Origin of the sequence: Lelliottia jeotgali, from assembly GCF_016771845.1 — a bacterium.
Lineage (GTDB): Bacteria > Pseudomonadota > Gammaproteobacteria > Enterobacterales > Enterobacteriaceae > Enterobacter > Enterobacter jeotgali.
Genome location: NZ_JAENMQ010000001.1, coordinates 265137 through 280894, shown reverse-complemented (window position 1 = coordinate 280894; position 15758 = coordinate 265137). Strand labels below are relative to the sequence as shown.

General features: G+C 53.6%; 16 protein-coding genes. 4 read left to right on the top strand and 12 right to left on the bottom strand.

All coding sequences use genetic code 11. The features are described 5' to 3' along the window. Nucleotides 1-34 precede the first annotated feature (34 nt). Nucleotides 35-610: a nuclear transport factor 2 family protein gene (locus tag JBO43_RS01325; protein WP_202673539.1), complete on the top strand. Its 576-nt coding sequence runs from the start codon at nt 35-37 to the stop codon at nt 608-610. Between the two features lie 48 nt (nt 611-658). After that, the gene (gene tam / locus JBO43_RS01320) at nt 659-1417 is read left to right on the top strand and encodes a trans-aconitate 2-methyltransferase (RefSeq protein WP_202673937.1); all 759 of its coding nucleotides are present in this window, start codon (nt 659-661) and stop codon (nt 1415-1417) included. A 7-nt stretch (nt 1418-1424) separates the two neighbouring features. On the opposite strand, the gene JBO43_RS01315 is transcribed toward tam, so the two are convergent. Together JBO43_RS01315 and JBO43_RS01310 are read right to left on the bottom strand one after the other, a co-directional pair. Beyond that, on the bottom strand, nt 1425-1865 hold the full coding sequence (locus tag JBO43_RS01315) for a GNAT family N-acetyltransferase (protein ID WP_095282021.1): 441 nt from the start codon (nt 1863-1865) through the stop codon (nt 1425-1427). Then, the gene (locus tag JBO43_RS01310) at nt 1862-2350 is read right to left on the bottom strand and encodes a GNAT family N-acetyltransferase (RefSeq protein ID WP_202673538.1); all 489 of its coding nucleotides are present in this window, start codon (nt 2348-2350) and stop codon (nt 1862-1864) included. Before JBO43_RS01310 ends, JBO43_RS01315 begins: the two co-directional genes overlap by 4 nt. A 96-nt stretch (nt 2351-2446) precedes the next feature. Between JBO43_RS01310 and JBO43_RS01305 the strand changes: the two genes are divergently transcribed. Further along, nucleotides 2447-2995: a GNAT family N-acetyltransferase gene (locus tag JBO43_RS01305; protein ID WP_095282019.1), complete on the top strand. Its 549-nt coding sequence runs from the start codon at nt 2447-2449 to the stop codon at nt 2993-2995. 7 nt (nt 2996-3002) lie between these two features. Here JBO43_RS01305 and JBO43_RS01300 read toward each other — a convergent pair whose 3' ends face one another. The 9 genes from JBO43_RS01300 to sad all read right to left on the bottom strand — a co-directional run bounded on the left by JBO43_RS01300 (nt 3003) and on the right by sad (nt 14150). Further along, nucleotides 3003-3917, bottom strand: a complete 915-nt coding sequence (locus JBO43_RS01300; protein WP_202673537.1) for a bestrophin family protein — start codon at nt 3915-3917, stop codon at nt 3003-3005. Between the two features lie 203 nt (nt 3918-4120). After that, entirely contained in the window at nt 4121-5572 is a 1452-nt protein-coding gene (locus JBO43_RS01295) for a tagaturonate reductase (protein ID WP_202673536.1), read from the bottom strand. Between the two features lie 116 nt (nt 5573-5688). Beyond that, entirely contained in the window at nt 5689-6216 is a 528-nt protein-coding gene (locus JBO43_RS01290) for a GNAT family N-acetyltransferase (RefSeq protein ID WP_095282016.1), read from the bottom strand. Nucleotides 6217-6299: 83 nt separating this feature from the next. Continuing rightward, nucleotides 6300-7265, bottom strand: a complete 966-nt coding sequence (locus tag JBO43_RS01285; protein ID WP_202673535.1) for a sensor domain-containing diguanylate cyclase — start codon at nt 7263-7265, stop codon at nt 6300-6302. A gap of 53 nt (nt 7266-7318) precedes the next feature. Beyond that, the gene (locus tag JBO43_RS01280; RefSeq protein WP_237729938.1) at nt 7319-8311 is read right to left on the bottom strand and encodes a diguanylate cyclase; all 993 of its coding nucleotides are present in this window, start codon (nt 8309-8311) and stop codon (nt 7319-7321) included. 180 nt (nt 8312-8491) lie between these two features. After that, nucleotides 8492-9940, bottom strand: a complete 1449-nt coding sequence (locus tag JBO43_RS01275) for a GGDEF domain-containing protein (protein ID WP_103948969.1) — start codon at nt 9938-9940, stop codon at nt 8492-8494. A gap of 131 nt (nt 9941-10071) precedes the next feature. Then, entirely contained in the window at nt 10072-10998 is a 927-nt protein-coding gene (gene glsB / locus JBO43_RS01270) for a glutaminase B (protein ID WP_095282013.1), read from the bottom strand. 63 nt (nt 10999-11061) lie between these two features. Then, nucleotides 11062-12639, bottom strand: a complete 1578-nt coding sequence (locus tag JBO43_RS01265; RefSeq protein ID WP_202673534.1) for a methyl-accepting chemotaxis protein — start codon at nt 12637-12639, stop codon at nt 11062-11064. A gap of 122 nt (nt 12640-12761) precedes the next feature. Beyond that, the gene (gene sad / locus JBO43_RS01260; RefSeq protein WP_202673533.1) at nt 12762-14150 is read right to left on the bottom strand and encodes a succinate-semialdehyde dehydrogenase; all 1389 of its coding nucleotides are present in this window, start codon (nt 14148-14150) and stop codon (nt 12762-12764) included. Nucleotides 14151-14249: 99 nt separating this feature from the next. Between sad and ptrR the strand changes: the two genes are divergently transcribed. Continuing rightward, the gene (ptrR, locus tag JBO43_RS01255; protein WP_095282010.1) at nt 14250-15128 is read left to right on the top strand and encodes a putrescine utilization regulator PtrR; all 879 of its coding nucleotides are present in this window, start codon (nt 14250-14252) and stop codon (nt 15126-15128) included. Here ptrR and JBO43_RS01250 read toward each other — a convergent pair. Beyond that, nucleotides 15082-15564, bottom strand: coding sequence for a GNAT family N-acetyltransferase (locus JBO43_RS01250; protein WP_103946279.1), 483 nt, complete (start codon nt 15562-15564; stop codon nt 15082-15084). The genes ptrR and JBO43_RS01250 overlap by 47 nt on opposite strands. Nucleotides 15565-15758 lie beyond the last annotated feature (194 nt).

Here is a 15758-nt window from a genome sequence, read left to right as displayed (position 1 = left end):
ACTCCATACAACTTTCACACACTGGAGCACAGAAATGGAAAACAGAATTGAAGATCGCCTGCAGATTACCGACCTGATCAATGGCTGGATCCACCGGGATCTGAACGAATGGGAGCAGCTGCGTTCATTGTTTCATCCGGACGGCACCATCGAGGTGACCTGGTTTGAAGGATTGTTCAGCGATTTTGTGACCGGTTCAGAGCGTATGGGAGCGTCAGATATTCGGACTAAACATCTGATGGGCAGCCCGATTATCACCTTCAACGGCGACAAAGCAATTGTTGAAACTAACGCCATTATTATCGCTGAGAACGTCAAACTTAACGTGGGCTGTAACGGACATAATCGTTTTTACGATCTGATGGAAAAACGAAATGGCGCCTGGAAACTGTTCCATCGTCAGAGCATTTATGACATGGGCACTTTCACGTTTCCTCTTGGGCTTGTGGAAATAGACACGGCGACGGCCGAAAAATACCCGCGTGAATATGCTGCGCTGGCCTATGTACTGGAAAAAAGTGGTTTTCCGGTTAAGCGCGTCTTTGCCACTCGTGGCAGCGAATTAGAGCGAAAAATGAAGGCCGATGGCCAGGCCTGGCTAAACACCTGAACATAAATCATCTACACTTGCTGAAAACCGCAAACTGGAGATGCGATGATGGCCGACTGGAATCCTTCTTTATATCTGCAATATGGCGCGGAACGCACCCGTCCCGCCGCCGAATTGCTGGCAAGAGTGGCGCTAAACGACGTTTCTGAGGTTCTGGATCTGGGCTGCGGCCCGGCTAACAGCACTACGCTTTTGCACCAGCGTTGGCCATCAGCACATATTGTTGGCGTGGATAATTCGCCCGCGATGCTGGAACAGGCGCGAGTCGCCTTACCCGAGTGTCAGTTTATTGAAGCGAACATAAAAACGTATCGTCCTCAGCATTCCGTCGATCTGGTCTATGCCAACGCGTCGTTACAGTGGATACCCGACCATTATGAGCTACTCCCGCACCTGGTTTCTCTGCTCAAACTGAACGGCGTGCTCGCGATTCAGATGCCGGATAACCGCGATGAACCTACCCACGTTCTGATGCGAGAAGTGGCGTATGAGCAAGGTTTTCCTGACCTTAGCCGCGACCCGTTGCCCGGCGTTCATGCTTATTTTGATATTCTGACCGATGCGGGATGCGACGTGGATATCTGGCGCACAACGTACTTTCACAAAATGAGTTCTCATCAGGCCATCATCGACTGGGTCAGCGCGACGGGATTGCGTCCCTGGTTGCAGGAACTGAGTGAGCATGAGCAGCGGAACTATCTGGAGCGCTATCACGAGCTTCTGGAACAGCAGTATCCGCTCCAGGAAAACGGTCAGATACTGCTGGCGTTTCCGCGTCTGTTTATCGTTGCTCGTCGCGAGCCATAACGCAGGTTCAGAGCGACACACGATAGCGGACGAAATCGTCTGCTTCGCTAAACATGTCGTAGAGTTTTCGCGCAGGGTTGTTTTGACGTGTCACCCAATAGAGCGTTGACCACCCTTCGCGTTTTCCTTCCGCCTGGAGCGCCTCAATCAGCGCCTTTCCGGCACCCTTTCCGCGAACATTTTCATCAACAAACAAGTCTTCAAGATAACAAACGGGTGCGGTGGTCCAAGTGCCTTCGTGCAGCACGCACATGGCAAAACCGATCACCTTGCCATCGATTTCTGCGACCCGACAAAACAGGGACGAATGCGGGTTGAGCGCCCTTTCCCATGTTAATGCCGTCACGGATTCATCGAGTTCACATGCGTAAAACGCCGTATAACCATTCCACAACGGACGCCAGCCGGCATAATCGCCTTTGCGCAATGCCCTCACGATTACTGTCATGGTTTCTCCTCATCGGATAAATCAATGGCCATGTTGAAACAGCGCAACTCAGCGCCCGCCATTCTTGAAGGATGCAGGCTTTCACCCAGGGTGATGAATCCGTGTTTCTGATAAAAAGTGTGTGCATTTGGCGTTGAGGAAAGCGTTAATCGAGAAATACCACGCTCGCGCGCATTGCTCAGTATCGCTGTGATGACTCGTCCCGCGAGTCCTTTTCCCGCGGCTTCGGGTACGGTAAAAATTGCTTCCACGCTATTTGCATCAAGGTCGAGATAGCCGCTCGCCACAATTTCGCCCTTCTCATCTTCTACTACGTAAAAAGGATTATCGATGATGACCTGACGATAGCTTTCAGGCATCGCCTCCGGAGTCCATCGGGCGATCACTTCAGAATCGTAGCTGCTCTGACAGCCTGCGCGGATAGCAAGATTACGAACTTCCCAGAGCTTTTCAGCCTCTTCTGGCACGGCCAGTCTTAAGGTCATATTTTCCTCGGCTATTCAGATAACAAAGAATGTGATAATCATGAAAATAGCAGAAGGCAAACAAAAACATAACGACAAAAAATGGAGATACGAGCCGTGAATACACCAACGTTGACCACCGAACGCTTGTTGCTTAAACCGCTGGAAGCAAAAGATGCGGCGCAAATTCAGAAGCTATATCCGCGCTGGGAGATCGTGCGCTATATGGTAGCGAGCGTGCCGTGGCCTTATCCGGACGATGGTGCAGAGAATTACGTCAATAACGTCGCCTTGCCGGACGTGGAAAATGGTGTTGCATGGTTCTGGACGATTCGTCGCAAAGCTTCGCCTGACGAGTTGGTTGGTCTGATCTGTTTGTACGACGTGGAAGATAATAACCGTGGATTCTGGCTGACACCCGAATGGCAAGGCCAGGGATATATGCGCGAAGCCAGTATTGCCGCAACAGATTACTGGTTCAATACGCTAAACAAACCGGTTCTGCGAGCCCCAAAAGCCGCCGTTAATGAACGTTCTCAGAAGATTTCAGCGAGCAGCGGGATGCGCCTGGTGAGAACCGAAAAGAAATCCTACGTCAGCGGTGAGCTGGACTCAGAGCTGTGGGAAATCACCCGCGATGAATGGAACGCGTTGCCGCGTTCCTGAATATTCACTATGTGAGCTGGTAATGTTTATCCGGTAAAACGCGGGCCGGGATTTCTGGCTCGTCGTTCATCTGTAGCAGATCGATTTCCATCGCATTGCAGATAGCATCCAGCGGTAAGTCGTTATTTTCGGTACCGAAAGGTTCTTCCAGCTCTTCTGCCAGCGCATCGAGAGAGATAAAGGTGTAGGAGATCAGGACCGAGACGAATGGCGTCATGTAGTGCAGATCAACCACCAGGGCAAACGGCAGCATGATGCAGAACAGGTACACGGTGCGGTGCAAAATCAGGGTATAAGCAAACGGCACCGGCGTGTTAGCAATGCGTTCACATCCGGCCAGTACCACTGACATATCGTTTAGGCGATTGTTGAGACTGTGGAACAGAATGTCCGACAGGTGCCCTTCCCGACGCCTTACGGCGAGCCATTCACCCATTATCAGTAAAATGCGGTTCGACGGCGAATTCGAATCCATTACCGCGCGAAGATGTGGAGCTGAAAGATAACGTGCAAGCTGGTCCGCCTGCGGCTGTCTTCTAAGCGTCATGCGCAGACAATGGGCGAAGGCAATTTGCAGACGCACGAACTCGCTCAAATGCGGATCGTCCGGAAGCGTGTTTTTCACCTCGCGAAATAGCGAGCGTGACGCTATCATCAGTTGCCCCCAAAGCTGGCGAGCCTCGACGTAGCGCGAATAACAGGCGTTATTGCGAAAACCGAGGAAGATCGCGATGGCCACCCCGAGGATGCTAAATGGCGCAACGGTCAATTTGATGCCCAGCGATGAGTACCACGGCAACATCACGATAACAGCGATGGATAACAGGAAGTTAAGGAACAACCGGGTAAAAATTTTAGACAGGACGGAACCGTGCCAGACGAAAATCAGGCGCAGCCAGTGCTGTTGAGGACGAACAATCATAGTTAGCTTCAGGTCAATAAAGAGCGTGACTATTAAACGTGATCACCATCACGGTTGCAAGCTTGTTACGAGATTGCTGTTCCCTTTTTAACTGCCAGACAAAAAGCGCACGATGCCAATGTGTGTTTTAAAAAAACGGAACGCATAGTATGTTGTAACTAATCGGTGTTTAAACAAAACCCGGCCAAAGCCGGGAATCGTGTTTAGCACAGCTGTTTCACGGCAGCGCGCATCCCCTGCAACAAAATTGCATCCAGATCGAGAGTAACTTGTTCTACCAATCCGTTCACGTTGGTCAGGTCCTGCTCCCAGTGATCGCTGACGCTCAGAACCGCTTTCACCAGTTCGCTGGTGCTGATTTGTTTATCGTTATGTTGCGTCCACAGCTGCTGGAAACGCTCCAGCCAGTGGGCATCGTCCTGCACCGGATAGCTTTCGCCGTTGCGTTCTCCGCGATAAAACGCCATCAGTGCCGCCAATGCAAATGTCAGACGCGCCGGTAATTGTCCGGTGGCCTTCTGCCCTGCCAGCAGTTGCGGCAGGATGCGGGTGCGGTATTTGGTCATCCCGTTCAGGGAAATCGACAGAAGCTGATGTTTGATATACGGGTTACGGAACCGCCCTGTCACCGCACTGGCGAAGGATTCCAGCTCATCTTTTGGTAAATCCAGCACCGGGATGATCTCCTGGTAGATAGCCTTTTCCACGAATGCGCAGATCTCTGCATCGTTCATCGCCTCGCCGACCGTGTCCAGCCCCGCCTGGAAAGCCACTGGCACCAGCGCCGTGTGCGCGCCATTCAGGATCGCTACTTTGCGTTCTTTGTACGGTTTAATGTCGTCAACAATCAGCACGTTAAGCGGGAATTTATCGAGACGCAGTTCGGCTGCCAGGGATTTTGGCCCCTGAATAACAAACAGATAGAAATGCTCAGCGGTGTCGAGGAAGCCATCGTGGTAGCCAAGCTCTGTTTCGAGTGCAGCCACTTCGTCACGCGGATAGCCCGTCACGATGCGGTCAACCAGGGTTGAACAGAAGCTGTTAGCATCATTCAGCCATTGAATAAATGCAGCGGGAAGCGCCCATTCCTGAGCGTAGCGCAGCACCAGTTCACGCAGTGCATCGCCATTATAATCAATCAGTTCGCACGGAATAATTACCCAGCCCTTATCGGCCGCGCCGTTGAAATGGCTGAAACGTTCAAACAGCAAACGAGTCAGTTTTGCCGGATAGCTCACGGCTGGCGCATCGTCGAATTTGTCGTCGGCGTGATAGCAGATACCCGCTTCGGTGGTGTTGGAGAACACAAAACGCATATCGGGATTGTGCGCGAGCTTGAGGAATTCATCGTACTGACTGTAGACGCTGATTTCGCGGTTCACGGATCGGATAAGACGCGCGTCGCTGACGGCTTCACCTTTCTCATTCAGACCACGAATAATTGTGGTGTACAGGCCGTCCTGAGTGCTGAGCGAAGGCGGGAAATCACTCTGGATTGGGCGGACAATCACCACCCCAGAGTTGAGGTCGGTGTGTTCATTCAGCAGGTCTACCTGCCAGTCGATGAACGCACGTAAAAAGTTACCTTCACCAAACTGGATGATACGTTCAGGATAGAGAGCACCGGGAAAATCACGACGGTTGAGTGTGTTCACAAGGGGTTCCTTTTTTAATTAGTCATACAGCCCGATAAGATTGGTCCAATAACTTATCAAACTTTGAGACCATGAAACCCTGTTTTGATCAAACCATGCAGCAATTGTAAAAAATATTATAAAAACTTATAAAACACTGAGGTCGCCGTCATTTCACCGTCCGGCATCAGCGCATAGCGCGGGATCTCTCCTACCTTTTGCCAGCCAGCACGCTGATAGAATGTTTCCGCGCCGCTGCCGGTTGCGGTATCCAATACCAGAACGGATTTTCCCTGATTTTGCGCGACCGATTCCAGTGCGTCCATCAATGCCATAGCCACACCGCGACGACGGGCTTTTTCATGTACCAACAGTTTGGCAACATCCGCGCGGTGCGGCTGGTTTTCAGGTTGATCGGTGATGAGCTGGACTGTGCCTAAAAACGCCTCACGTTCGTCACTGCACGCCAGCACGGTGCGCTCCTGCCGCCCCACGCTTTCGGCCACGCCCAGCCAGAACTGGCGCGCTTTTTCAGGGGTAAAAGGCAGCATAAAGCTCACCGATGCCCCACCGCTGACGCAGTTTTCGAGGATATCAGCCAGCGAATCGATATGGGAAAGGATCGCTTCCCGAGAAAGAGAGTGAATATGCAGCGAGGAGGTCATTGGATTTCCTTGTGAATTGACCTCCTCAGATTGCTCTTAACATTTATTTAACGCAAGAGCCGCGCTCATAGGATTTTATGATGTCAGCCACCCGCGCTGTGCTGCTGCTTCGCCGCGAGAATCCTCTCATGGGCGGCATGTAGCCATTGCTGAAGATCATTTTGCTGATGCTCGAACTCACAAACTCCCCACGAAAACGTAAGAATCCACGGATGCAGACCGCGCTGGTTGTATTCCGCGACCTGTTCATTAAGATATTGCATCGCAATCCAGGCACCCTTCTCATCGGTATCGGCAAACAATACCGCGAACTCGTCACCGCCATACCGCACTAAAAGATCGGCTTCGCGAAACGAGGCGCGCATCAGTTCAGCCATCGCTTTAAGCGCAATATCACCTTCACTCTGACCGTAGCGTTCATTAATCTGGCGGAATCTGCCCAGATCCATCCAGGCGAGTGTTAATGGCTCTGCCCGCCGCCGGGCACCGGATAATGCGAAAGCCGCAAACTGGTTAAACCCGCGCCGGTTAAACAGCCCCGTCAGATCGTCGGTGGTCGCAGCACAGGCCGCCGCAAATTCATCTTCCGCCAGCGCCGCCAAATCGTTCAGCGCGGCCATGTCCTGATCGCTGAAATCCCGAGGAACGGCGTCCATCAGACACAGCGTTCCGGCAATCGCACCATCAGGTAAATGCAGTGGAATGCCCGCATAAAAACGCACGCCCAGCGATCCCCTGACCTGCGGATTATCGCCAAAACGAGCGTCATGGTGGGTATCAGGAACCACCAGCGGCACGTTGCCACTCAGGGTATGGCCGCAAAAAGAGTGGCTGCGCGGCGGGAGGTTTACCGTTGAACCCTTCGTAGACAAAGCCACCAGCGAATGCTCATCAATGAGATTGATCATCGCCACCGGCACGTTAAAAATACGCGTCGCCAGACGGGTAATACGGTCGTAAGGCTGATGGTGAGAGGATTCCAGAAGCCCGGAATCACGCAGGGATAAAAGACGGTCTGATTCATTGGCAGGGATCGCGGGCGCTTTCATAATGTCTCCTGACACTCAGCTTTTTTAATAGCTTAGCCTAAACAGTCAACTTGTCAGTGCGCGAAAATTCGATTTTTGCCGCCGCGCTTAGCCTGGTACAGCGCCGTATCCGCCGCCTGTAGCCAGTCGGTGACATTCGACATCTCGCGGGTCGCCCCTGCAATACCAATGCTCAACGTACAATTGATCGTTTCTTGCGCCACATCTTGCATAATGGCGGCGGCTTCCATAATCCGCGACGCCACCACGTGGGCCTCTTCAATAGAGGTATCCGGTAGCAATATCACAAATTCATCGCCACCCAGTCGAGCCGGTGTATCGGTGGAACGCGTGGCGAGATGCAAAATTTGCGATACCGCAGCGAGCATCGCATCCCCGACTTTATGACCGAAACGGTCGTTTACCTCTTTAAAGTTATCGATATCGATAAACATCAACGCCGATTCCCGACAGGCCTGCTGGAGTTTTTTGAGTTCATGCTCAATGCGTTTTTCGAGCAAGCGGCGATTGGCGATATCCAGCAGCGGGTCCATCATTGCAATACGTTCCAGCTCGCGCGATTTAATGCGCAAGCGCAGCGCAATACTGTCCGTCAGCACGCTGAGGGCGATGATGTAGATAGCAATTAAGGGCAACGTGGCAAACATGGTCTGCTGAGAAACGGTGGTGACCACTGCCATTCCCTGTACCAGCCAGGCGGCGAGAAACACCGCCAGCATCGCAAACGCCGCTTTCTTCATCAGCGCAAAACCGCCAGCGGAAAGCCGGTCTGCCAGCAGGATCGTCGCAATGACGACCGAGGGGAGCGGATTGACAGCCATCATGGCGATCCAAAAACCGCCCGCTCCCGCATCAATCACCAGATTTTGATGTTCCGTCACCAGCGGCGTAGAAGAGCGACGAGCGCGCTGCCAGGCGACCGTCGGCCAGACAAAAGCGTTCACAGCCAGCAAAAGCATGAGCCATTCTGAACAATTCTGCTCAATGAGGGCGGAGATAATGGGGATAAAACAGAGAAACGTGCCAAGGATACGCATCAGATACATACGTTTGACAAAACGACTCCCTGGTAAGCGATGGTTTTTACTCAGTTTATCAATTCCGTTCATCACGCGATTTTTCCGATGTGTTATCCCCGGTATCTTATTGAGCTTAAAAATACGTAGCAAGCAATTTATCAGCAATTTGATAACATCAAGGCCGCATTCTGCCTGGGATGGATACGTTTACACGTGCTCCGTACTTTTTTCGGGTTCAACGCTAAGCTGATTGTCCAGTTGACGCGCACTGGTACGATTTCGCCCTGCTTTTTTCGAGCGATACAGATACTCATCTGCTTCGGCCATCAGCTTATTAAACACCTCAGTCAGCTGCCAGGACTCGGATTTGGCGCTCCCGAGACCGATACTCACCGTCAGAAAGAGCGTTTGCTGACGCCAGCTAAACGGATGCGAAGCGATAGATTCCCTTATACGTTCCGCCAGTTCAACGCCCTGACGCGCATCCACGGAGTTCACCACCACCGCAAACTCTTCGCCGCCCATTCTTGCCACCAGCCCGTCTTCACCGACGGTCTGCTGCACCTTGCCGGCAAACTCGGCAAGAACACGGTCCCCGCACTCATGACCATAGTTATCATTGATGCTTTTGAAATAATCGATATCCAGCAGCATGACCGTCAGAAAACGCGGATGGCGATGAGATTCTTCATTTTTCAGCGCTTCATACAGGCCCGATCGTGAATAGACGCGGGTCAGAAAGTCATAATCAGCGCGCAGCGACACCTGATGAATGAGCGAGTTAATCGCCGCAACGCTCACGGAAACCATCACCGGGCAAATCGCCATCGTGGCAATCCCCAGACGCGCAGAGAACATCATTGGCGTCGACAGCGGTGCGGCCACAGCAATATTAATAATCGAATTGGCGACCAGGATGATTTCTACGCCTCCCGTCACAAAGGTCAGCAAACAGGTCGCCGGGAGAGAATAGCGCACCGCACACCAGATAAGCGCAGGCAGCGGAAACGCCAGACTGCCCGCTCCACCGATCACCACTGAAGCCATCACCGAAACGATCAGCGCCACCACCGGCATAAAGTGATCCAGCCGCACCGGATGTTTGAGCTCCGGGATTTTGACTGTCATCAGGCACGGCAGAATCAGCACTCCCGTCGAGAATTGCTCGCTAAACCAGTCGGCAAACAGTGGCCAGAAAGTTTGACTGTCAATGCCGACCGAGCCCATTGCGCCTATCAGCGCGCACAGAAGTGCCGCCAGCAGACAATAATTAAACAGTCGTAGGGCGTTAATCGGGTCCGGAACCAGCCGTCCTCTGCGTCTGTCCCGCGTCACCAGCAACGCGACGGTGACGATAAACACCATATTGGAAAGATTGATCACCACCGAGGCCATGCCCCAGTTAGTGGTTACCGCGTCATACATCAGCATCGCGACATACGACACCGCATAATAATGCAGGCGGTTGAGATAAGCGTAACGGGCAAATACGCCCGCCATCACGCCATTCAGCGGCCAGAAAAGCGAGAGCGCCTCCACCAGACGTAATTCCGCACCAATGAAATAAAATAGCGTGGTGAGAATAAAAATACTCACCGCATTACGCAGCGGATTGTCGGGTTGAAAAGGTTTAAATGAGGTCAAAGAAGATTGCATCAAATATCAATCCATATAATCGCTTAACGCAATTATTTCGCGGTCATCAGCAGGAATACTAAAAGATTAGCACCTATCTATAACATACATCCCCAGGGAGCATAACCCATCAACGTTAGTGGTGTATTTGATCAGTAAACCGAACGCCCAAGCCGCTGAGTGAGTTGTTCCAGCACCGCAACGCCTGCCAGCGAGTTCCCGGCGGCATCAAGCTCCGGGCTCCAGACCGCAATCGCCATTTCGTGAGGAACAATCGCCACGACGCCACCGCCAACGCCCGATTTGGCCGGTAACCCTACCCGCCAGGCAAATTCACCGGCATTTTGATACATCCCGCTGGTCGCCATGAGTGCATTCACCTGCCGCGCCTGCATCGGCGTCACAACGGCCTGATTATGCAGCGCAGAATGGCCCTGATCGGCAAGAAACAGAAAGGTACGCGCCAGCTCCACGCAGCTCATTTTCAGCGCACAGTAATGGAAATAGTTTTGCAGCACGGTGGCGACATCATTGTGAAAATTGCCGAAGGATTTCATCAGCCAGGCAATGGCGGCGTTCCGCGCAGAGTGTTCAAACTCAGAACGCGCCACGTTGGCGTCGTAACTCAAATCGGATACACCGCTCAGCTGACGCACAATCTCCAGCATTCTCTGGCGCGGCGCACTGAGACGGCTTTGCAGCATATCGCACACCACCAGCGCGCCGGCGTTGATGAACGGATTACGCGGTTTGCCCTGTTCGATTTCCAGCTGGAGCAAAGAGTTAAACGGCTGACCCGAGGGATCTTTCCCGACCCGCTGCCAGATCTCGTCTTCATCATATTGACGCATCGCCGCCACCAGACTCAGCACTTTGGAGATCGACTGAATCGAAAAACGCTCAGTGGCATCCCCCGCCTGATAAAGTTGCCCCTCAACGGTACAAATCGCGATACCCAGTTTATTGCCGCTGATACACGCCAGCGCGGGAATGTAATCGGCAACGTTACCTTGCCCCAGTAACGGGCGAACCTGGGCCAGAATCTCTTCCAGCATCTGATTATCAATGACCGCAGCCACACTTTGCTCCTTGCCCACAGGCCAAAAACGGGCTGCGAGTATAACAGAGGGCGATACGCTCCGTCAGGCAGGAAGACGAAAACGCGAAACCGCCTGCATCAGAAGATAAGACTCATCGTGTAAGCGGCGCGAGGCTTCAGACGCAGTGCTCACCAGGACATCAGTCTGCTGCGAAACCTGATTCAGCGCCTGTAACTGTCGCGTCATCTGATGAATACTGTCGCCCTGGCTCAGGGTGGCGGCAGAGATGTCATCGAGCAAACTGCTGAGATTCGCCACCAGCCCGGTAACCTGCTGCAAATTGTTCTCCAGCTTGACCACTGCTTTTGAGCCGTCCTCAATCCCTTGCAACGAATGATTGATCAGCTCCTGAATCGTCTGCGTCGAATGGCTGCTCTTTCTCGCCAGCAGGCCGACCTCACGCGCAACCACCGCAAAACCGCGCCCCTGATTGCCCGCATGGGCGGCTTCAATGGCGGCGTTTAGGGCCAGAATATTGGTCTGGAATGCCACGCTGTCGATCAGAGAGACGATCCCGCGCATCTCAGACGATCGTTCAACGATCGCCTGCATCGACGCATTCACGGTCGACATCATCATATCGCCACTCGCCGCCGTCTGACGCGCTTCGTTGGCACGTGAGCTGGCCAGTTTTGCATAGCCGGTATTGCCTTCAACGTGCGTTTCCAGCGTCGCGATATGCGCCGTAACATCGCTCAGCTCTTGCGCCTGGCGTGCCGACTGCTGATACAGTTTCTGATTACCTTCCGCCAGCTCGCCAATATTCGACACCATCGACGTTGTGGCCTCACTCACCTGGGTCACCAGCTGCTGTAATCCGCGCTGCATGGTCATGACGCTCACGCTCAGCTGTCCGATTTCGCGGTTAAAGCCATTCACCGCAGGCGCATTCCCGGAGAGATCTCCCGCCGCCAGCTGATTGATATGCGCAATGAGCCTGCGCAGAGGGACAATCACCCAGCGAGACATTCCAAACCAAACCGCAACCGCAATGAGCAGCAGCACCACCGGCGCCAACAGGAACAGCGACTGCAAATCCGATAGACGGTCCATCAGCGACTGTCGCCCCACGCCTGCCTGTTGTTCGCTGAGTTGCTGAAAGCGCGCGTAGTTATCATTAAAATCGGTCTGAAATGCCTGGGCAGGTACCGCGAAAAAGGCATCGATGGAGTTGGTTTTGATCAGCCCTTGCGCCTGCTCATTGATCGCGCCGTAGAACAATTGATAGCTGTTGATCAGCGCGTCATCTTTCGGCGGATTCAGCGCCAGCCACGCGTTCCAAGCCTGCTGAGAGGCACTCAACGCCTTCTGTGCTTCATCCATCAGGCTGTTCCAGCTCCCCTCCGAGCCGGTCTCTTTATCCTGCATAAAATAGACGCCTGAACGATTGAGCAGGTCACTTGCCGCCAGCAGCGAGACGCGAGCCAGATCGAGTTTGCTCTGCTGCTGTTGCGCCAGCTGGTTTTGTTGTTCATTGAGTTTCGCATCGCGCAGTGAAGCGGTCAGGAGAATCGAGGAGGAAAGCTGTAAAGCAGAAAAAAGGGCGATAATGCAGAAGATGCCGGCCAGCAGACCAAACTGACGCTTCGCAATACGGCTAAAAATTTGCGTTAGGTTCATAATATTCTTCTGTAACAGTACGTTAGACGCGTGCGAGTCTACGAAACCTAAATGACAGAACCATGACACAAAAATGACAAAGGCCTTCGTGATGAAGGCCTTTTAAGCGTTTATTGCAGAATTTACACCCGGTCTTTCCACACGGTCTGGATATTGCAGAATTCATGCAAACCGAAATGGGACAGCTCGCGGCCAAAGCCGCTTTTCTTAACGCCGCCAAAGGCCACGCGCGCATCGCTGGCGCTGAAACCGTTAATGAACACGCCACCGCATTCAAGCTGACTCGCGAAGGTGTCGGCCAGGTGTTGATCGGCAGTAAATACCGTTGCCGACAGACCAAAGTCACTGTCGTTGGCCAGCGCCAGGGCATGTTCAGCGTCTTTCGCTATCGTGATTGCCGCCACCGGACCGAACAATTCCTGACGGAACGCGGTCATTTCTGGCGTCACATTGCCAAGCACGGTTACCGGGTAATAATTGCCCTCTCCCGCCACTTTCTCGCCGCCGAGCAACAGCGTGGCGCCTTCATTAAGTGTCGCCTGCACCTGCTGATGCAGCTCATCGCGCAGATCGAAACGCGCCATCGGCCCGAGATAATGCGCTTCGTTGTCCGGTGCGCCCATCTTCAGCGCAGCCGCCGCCGCCACAAAACGTTCGGTGAACTGTTCCGCAATGCCCTCTTCGACGATAAAGCGTTTAGCCGCCGCGCAAACCTGCCCGGTATTTTGATAGCGCCCGGTGACTGCGGCGTTTACAGCCAGATCCAGATCCGCATCGTTCAGCACAATAAACGGATCCGAACCGCCCAGCTCCAGCACACATTTTTTCAGCGCCGCTGCCGCCTGAGCACCAATCGCCGCACCGGCTCGCACACTTCCGGTCACGGTAATCGCGGCTATACGACGGTCATTAATTGCCTGAGTCACGCCGTCATTCGTGGCATTTACCCAGCCAAACACGCCCGGCTCAAAACCCGCGTCAGCGAAAATCTCCCCGATTAGCGTCGCCGAACCCAGAACGTTAGGTGCATGTTTGAGCAGATAGCTATTACCCGCAAGCAGGATCGGCACCGCACCGCGCAGCACCTGCCATAGCGGGAAGTTCCACGGCATCACCGCCAGAATCGCGCCCAGCGGGCGATACTCAATCACCGCTTTCTGGTTTTCAACCTGCGTCGGCTCAGCGGCAAGCATCGCCGGGCCGTGCTCGGCGTACCAGTCGCACAGACCGGCAGATTTAGTGACTTCGGCACGAGCCTGCACAATGGGTTTTCCCATCTCACGCGACATCATCTGTGCCATCTCTTCAGCACGTGCACGCAGCGCAGTACCGAGTTGGCGAAGTACTTTCGCCCGTTGAGAAACCGTTTCGTTTCGCCACAGACGAAAACCACGATCCGCCAGAGTGATAGCCTGTTCCACGTCTTCTTTCGTGGCCCACGGATATGCCGCCAGCGTTTTGCCGGTGGCCGGATCAATAGACAGCGCATGCGTTGCAGGTGAGTGAGTCATAGTCTTCTCCACGTAATAAGGGTTGATTGATTGTGGCCCACTCTGTTATTTCTTAAAAATGAATAATACTGACTCACTTATTCACGAATCGAGAACGCTATGGATTTAACCCAGCTTGAAATGTTCAATGCGGTCGCCCAGACCGGCAGCATCACCCAGGCGGCGCAAAAAGTGCATCGCGTCCCGTCGAACCTGACCACCCGTATCCGCCAACTGGAGGCCGATCTCGGTGTGGAGCTGTTCATCCGCGAAAACCAGCGTTTGCGCCTCTCGCCGGCTGGGCATAACTTCCTGCGCTACAGCAAACAGATCCTCGCCCTGGTCGAGGAAGCGCGGATGGTGGTTGCGGGTGATGAACCGCAGGGGCTGTTTGCCCTCGGGGCGCTGGAAAGCACAGCAGCGGTGCGCATTCCAGAATCCCTCGCACAATTTAATCAGCGCTATCCGCGTATTCAGTTTGCCCTGTCGACCGGGCCTTCCGGGACAATGATTGACGGCGTGCTGGAGGGCACATTAAGCGCGGCGTTCGTTGACGGGCCGCTGTCACACCCGGAACTTGACGGTATGCCGGTCTATCAGGAAGAGATGATGTTGGTTGCGGCTGCCGGACACGAAAAAGTGTCGCGCGCTACCCAGGTGAGCGGGCGCGATGTCTACGCCTTTCGCGCCAACTGTTCCTACCGCCGCCATCTTGAAAGCTGGTTTCATGCGGACCGGGCGATGCCCGGGCGAATTCATGAGATGGAGTCATATCACGGGATGCTCGCCTGCGTGGTAGCCGGAGCGGGAATTGCGCTGATGCCCCGCTCGATGCTGGAGAGCATGCCGGGGCATCATCAGGTGGAGGCGTGGCCGCTCGCGGAAAACTGGCGCTGGCTCACCACCTGGCTGGTATGGCGACGCGGCGCGATGACGCGTCCACTTGAGGCGTTTATAGCACTGCTAAACGAACGTCAGCCACCAGCACCTTCTCCATAAACAGGCTTAACGGATCTTCCGCGTATGGCGCAAACGCCGTGCGCGTCTGATACCCGCAGCGTTCATACAGCTGAATCGCCGCATGCTGCTTAATGCCCGTTTCGAGGCGAAGCGTGTGGCAGTGGCGGCTCAGAGCTTCATCCTCCAGCGCCGCCAGCAGTTTTTCACCCAATTTTTGTCCGCGATGGGTGGGATCGATATAGACCCGCTTCATCTCCCCACTGCCGTCACCGTTGAGCACTATCGCCCCGCAGCCTACGGCATTTAATTGATTATCGCGAATCACCATCATCAGCAGCGAGCCGGCTGCTAACTGGGTCAAATCAATCAGATGATTACTTTCTGCCGGGTACAACTCGGTTTGATAGCGATCCAGGGCGGTGATCAGCGCCACAATATCCGGATGAGAGGCAGATTCAGAGGTAATGGAATACATGGCAGGCTCCTTTTGTTGTTTGTTATCAACATAGCGGCCTCCATCGCCAAAGGGTCATACGGTTAACTTATCTTTCTTGAGGGGAATCTAACAAAGAGTGCCAAAAATGCGGGGTGCTGTAGTTATATACAGTATTGGTATAGGAATTGCGATAATATGCCCGTCACTCGTGAACAACGCTTACCTGAAATGCC